Source organism: Mucilaginibacter sp. (assembly GCF_036383575.1).
Taxonomy (GTDB): domain Bacteria; phylum Bacteroidota; class Bacteroidia; order Sphingobacteriales; family Sphingobacteriaceae; genus Mucilaginibacter.
Window position 1 is genome coordinate 1 of sequence record NZ_DASVOB010000320.1, and the last position, 4880, is coordinate 4880.

5 protein-coding genes are annotated in these 4880 nt (G+C 43.7%); 3 read left to right on the forward strand and 2 right to left on the reverse strand.

What is annotated here, in order from left to right:
- Positions 1–214 precede the first annotated feature (214 nt).
- Together VF500_RS11035 and VF500_RS11040 are read left to right on the forward strand one after the other, a co-directional pair.
- Positions 215–1072, forward strand: coding sequence for a sugar phosphate isomerase/epimerase (locus tag VF500_RS11035; RefSeq protein WP_330859724.1), 858 nt, complete (start codon positions 215–217; stop codon positions 1070–1072).
- A 3-nt stretch (positions 1073–1075) separates the two neighbouring features.
- Entirely contained in the window at positions 1076–2011 is a 936-nt protein-coding gene (locus VF500_RS11040) for a sugar phosphate isomerase/epimerase family protein (RefSeq protein WP_330859725.1), read from the forward strand.
- Positions 2012–2192: 181 nt separating this feature from the next.
- Here VF500_RS11040 and VF500_RS11045 read toward each other — a convergent pair whose 3' ends face one another.
- Positions 2193–2714, reverse strand: coding sequence for a protease (locus tag VF500_RS11045; RefSeq protein ID WP_330859726.1), 522 nt, complete (start codon positions 2712–2714; stop codon positions 2193–2195).
- Positions 2715–2815: 101 nt separating this feature from the next.
- On the opposite strand from VF500_RS11045, the gene VF500_RS11050 reads away from it, so the two are divergent.
- A complete protein-coding gene (locus VF500_RS11050; RefSeq protein WP_330859727.1) occupies positions 2816–3928 on the forward strand; it encodes a metallophosphoesterase family protein in 1113 nt (370 codons plus the stop codon).
- 55 nt (positions 3929–3983) lie between these two features.
- Here the strand turns inward: VF500_RS11050 and VF500_RS11055 are convergent, their stop codons facing one another.
- Positions 3984–4580 carry an FMN-dependent NADH-azoreductase gene (locus VF500_RS11055; RefSeq protein ID WP_330859728.1) on the reverse strand — a complete coding sequence of 199 codons (597 nt, stop codon included), beginning with the start codon at positions 4578–4580 and terminating at the stop codon, positions 3984–3986.
- Between the last annotated feature and the right edge of the window lie 300 nt (positions 4581–4880).

Genomic DNA, 4880 nt, shown 5'->3' on the forward strand with positions numbered 1-4880 from the left:
ATATAAACTGTCATCCTGAGTTACGAAGGATCTTCTTCAACAAGCATGGCCCATTATACAGGGCGAAGAAGATGCTTCGTACCTCAGCATGACAAAGGGGTAAATGTCATTTTTTCCCTTCAAAGTCCCTGTATTTCAACAGTTTTCGGTAATAATAAGGGCAATGAGGTTTATAATAAACATGCAGACTAATACCATTTAACCAATTTTAACCATGAAGAAATCGACCGTTTTTATAGCTCTTTTAGCCGCCATGACTTTAGGACAAAACAAAGCTTCGGCACAAGGCAAGCCATTATTTACCAATCCGATCGGTGTACAGGCCTACACATTTCGCAGTAGCATGCCTAAAGCCACTGCGTCTGTATTAGATACCATAAAATCATTAGGCATTACCGAAATTGAAGGCGAAGGGCCAAAAGGCATGCCACCCGAAGAGTTCAGGAAAATGTGTGACGATCGGGGCATCAGCATCCCATCAACCGGAGCTGGGTATGAGGCTATTGTGAATGACCCGGGCAGCGTGATCAAGTTGGCTAAGATATTGGGTGCTAAATACGTGATGGTAGCCTGGATCCCGCATGGTAAAGAGTTTACTTTAGATGACGCCCAAAAAGCAGCAGCTGACTTTAACCGCGTTGGCAAGATCCTGAGCGAAGCAGGTTTAACCTTCTGTTACCATAATCACGGCTATGAGTTTGGTACTTATAACGATGGTACGCTGTTCGATTATATCGCCCAAAATACCGACCCGAAATATGTTTCGTTCGAGATCGAGATCTTGTGGTCGTTTCATGGCGGGCAGGATCCTGCTGCGCTTATTAATAAATATCCGTCGAGGATTAAACTAATGCACCTCAAAGATATCCGCAAAGGTGTAGCTAACGACCTTACCGGCGGTACGGATACCAAAAACGATGTGGCCTTAGGGACAGGTCAAATTGATATTCCCGGGGTGTTGAAAGCTGCGAAAAAGGCGGGTATCAAACATTATTTTATTGAAGATGAAAGCCCGTCGTATAGCCAACAGTTGCCTGTCACTATAGCCTATCTGAAAGGTTTAAAAGATTAATATATGAGCAATTTAAACCGCAGGCAGGTGTTAAAAGCAATAGGTTTAACGGCTGGTGCCGCTGTATTGAGCGAGGCTGCGACGGCATCAGCACCGATAGCGCCTAAAGCGGGGAATGGATTTGTTTACTCATTAAATATGAGTACCGTCCGCGGGCATAACCTTGGCTTTGTTAAAGAACTTGAGGTTGCTGCCAAAGCAGGTTTTACATCGGTTGAGATCTGGATTGATACCCTGCAAACCTACCTGCAAGGTGGCGGCTCATTAACCGAAGCCAAAAAGATAATCGATGGGTTGGGACTTAAAATTGAGGATGCTATAGGTTTTGCCCCTTGGCTGACCGATGATGAAGCAACGCGCAAAAAAGCTCTCGAACAATTGCAGCAGGAGATGGAAATGCTGGCGAAAATTGGCTGTCATCGCATTGCTGCCCCTCCGGCGGGTATGACCAAAGGCCCGGTACTTGATCTGGATGTAGTTACCGAACGGTATCTAACCATCCTGAAAATGGGCGAACAAACGGGTGTTATGCCTCAGCTGGAAATGTGGGGAGGATCGCAGAATCTCAAGCATATAAGCCAGGTACTTTATGTGGCTACCCAATGCGGTAATCCTAACGCACGAATGTTACTGGATGTGTTCCATGTTTTTAAAGGGCAGTCGGCTGTAAATAGTCTGAACTATGTTGGTCATCATGCGCTTGATATTTTTCATGTGAACGATTATCCCGCGGGTATCAGTCCGGAGCAAATTTCCGAACCAGACAGGATCTATTGCGGTGACGGTATTGCGCCACTTAAGCAGATCCTGCAAATAGTTAAAAACCCCGAACGGCCATTGGTGATCTCGTTCGAGGTTTTTAATAAAAGTTATTATGCGCAGGATGCTTTAACGGTAGCTAAAACAGCGCTGGCGAAGATGAAAGCGGTGGCCGTTTAAAGAGCATATAAAAGGGGGGATTGTGCGAATCCTCTCTTGAGAGGGGCGGAGGGGTGTGTTTCTGCTTTGATAAGCTAATCGCACAACACACCCCTGCAATCCCTCTTTTCCACCGCGCCCCCTCTCAAGAGGGGAATTTAAAAGGCTTATTATAGTTTTCTTAATTAAAGGGGGGAATCTTTTACTTCCCTCCATAAACAAACTCAACACTATCTTTCACCGCCAGCCCACTCATATTTTGCCCCACGTAAATTATAGTGTATTTTGAAGGCTTGCTGATATCATAGGCCTTTAACAAGTCAACAGTAGTTGATAGGCTATCTTTAGGATTAACTTTAATATAGCTACTGGCAGGTGGCGGCATTATTCTTTTGGCCATAGCACCTTTGTATAACATTTCCTGGCCGCTTGCGTCTTTTACGTCGAGATACTTGCTCATAAGCGGCTCAAATGGGGTATGCCATTTGCAGAATTGACGAGCTGTATCGGCATCATTGTAAACCGTAAATTTTAGCTCGACAGGATCTCCAACTTTAATAGCGGGCTTTATTTGCATTTTGGCAAACATGCTTGTATTTGCGGCAGGGGCAGAAGCTTGATTTTTAGCAGAATCGGAACCGGCAGAGGTGCTTTTTACCTTGTTAACACCGCACGCCGATAAGGTAAGCAGGGTTGCAGATAAGATTATTTTGTAGTTTTTCATACGCAAATGTAAGCACTTCAATCACCTGCCTTAAACATCAAACCTCAATTTAACCCTTTCTTAATATTAGGTTGCTTAATTTTGCGGGTATCATGGAGCAAATGGCTTTAATTTCTTCATTAAAACACACCAGTCCGGTTATCAAAAAAGATCAGCCGGATGATAGCTATAAATTTCAGCCGCTGCCCGAGCCTTCCGGCGATTATCCCTATCATTTATCCGTACATGATGTAGTGCCCGGCATTGCCGATGACAAAATGGTTTTTCATATGGTTGGTGATACCGGGAGTATCCGTAATCCCGGCTCACAAAAGCGTATAGCCGGTTTAATGGCCGCGCAATATAAAGCGTTTTCCAGCGCTGATAAGCCCAGGTTTTTATACCATTTGGGTGATGTTGTTTACAACTACGGCGAGTCCCAAAACTATTACGACCAATTCTTTGAGCCATACAGCCTGTATCCGGGGCCAATTTTTGCTATAGCCGGCAATCATGATAGCGACGTAAATCCGGCTGCTGCAATGCCGTATCAAAGCCTGGATGCGTTTACAACCGTGTTTTGCGATACCGTTTCGCGCCCGGTAATGCTGAGCCGAAAAATAGACCGCAAAAGCGTACCGCAACCCAATATTTACTGGACGATGGATACCCCGCTGGCAACCATCATCGGTTTGCATACCAATGTGCCAAAATACGGCGTTGTTACCCGCGAACAGCGGGATTGGTTTATGGAAGAATTAAGATCGGCAGATATGCAGCGGCCTGATAAAGCCGTCATCCTTTGTATGCACCACGCTCCTTATTCGGCAGATATTAATCATGGGGCCAGTTTGCCAATGATTGATTTTTTAGAAGGAGTTTTTGCAGAAACCGGGATCAGGCCAGATATAGTTTTTAGCGGACACGTACACAACTATCAGCGTTTCAGTAAGCAATATGATGATTTAGCTGTGGTGCCTTACATTGTTGCCGGCACAGGAGGTTTTGACGAATTGCATCCTGTTGCCTTAACAGATAATGAAGGTTTTACAGCCGAAGATTCGCGGTTTGATGGTGTAAGCCTTGAAAATAATTGCGATACTAAACATGGCTTCTTAAAAATAAGCCTCGAACGCAATAGCAGGGGACTTAATCTAACAGGTGAATATTATACTGTAGCAGATAAAGACGAACATACAGCCGTTTTAACGGATAGTTTTGTTATGAAGCTCTGACGATAAAAAGCATAAACAAAAACGGGAGGTCAAAACCTTCCGTTTTTGTTTGCTATTAAAGTTCAATAGCCTGGATCGCTTTATCCAAAGCTGTTTCCTGTAAGCCAGGTACTTTTACACCTTCAACCCTGAAGGTTTTAATATCTGTCATCCCCATAAAGCCTAATACTGCTCTTAAATAAGGTTCAGTAAAGTCATAAGCTTTCATAAACCCTTCTGAATAAACGCCGCCTGATGAAATGGCCAGGTATACTTTTTTATTTTTAACCAATCCCTCGGGCGCTTTTCCATCGTATTTGAAAGTTTTGCCTGCGCGGGCAATATGGTCTATCCATGTTTTTAAAGTTGATGGAATCCCGAAGTTATACATAGGAGTATCGATCACTATGGCATCGGCACCCATTAGCTCGGCAATTGCCTCGTCCGAATGTTTAACGGCTTCAACAAGTTCTGGCGTTCTTTTTTCTTCGGGAGTATAAAAAGAAGTTAGGTGTGCTTCTTCCAGGTGCGGAAATGGCGTAGCTGTTAAATCGTGTGTGGTTAAAGTATTATCTGGGTGGGCAGATTGTAATTCGCCTACAATGGCGTTGCCTAATTTTACGCTGAATGATGCTGCGCCCTGCGGGCTGCTGATGAGATGTAATATTTTCATTGCTCTATATTTTGTGAAAGCAAAACTACCCCACTTAACTATCAAAAAGATACTACTATCCTAAAGGATACCGGTATCCTTTAGGATAGTAGTACTGTGATGCCATTGATAAATTGACGCTTTGTGTTTAGTTAAAAGTCTTAAATTCTAAGTATGGAAAGACTGACTTAAAACTTCAAACCTGAGACTTCAGCTTAAGACTGGCAACTTGAGGTATTTGGTAAATGATGAGGATCGCTGAATTTATAAAATGATAGATGCATTCCCGCGCCGCCCAAAAATCAGCGTTTCGCAAATCAG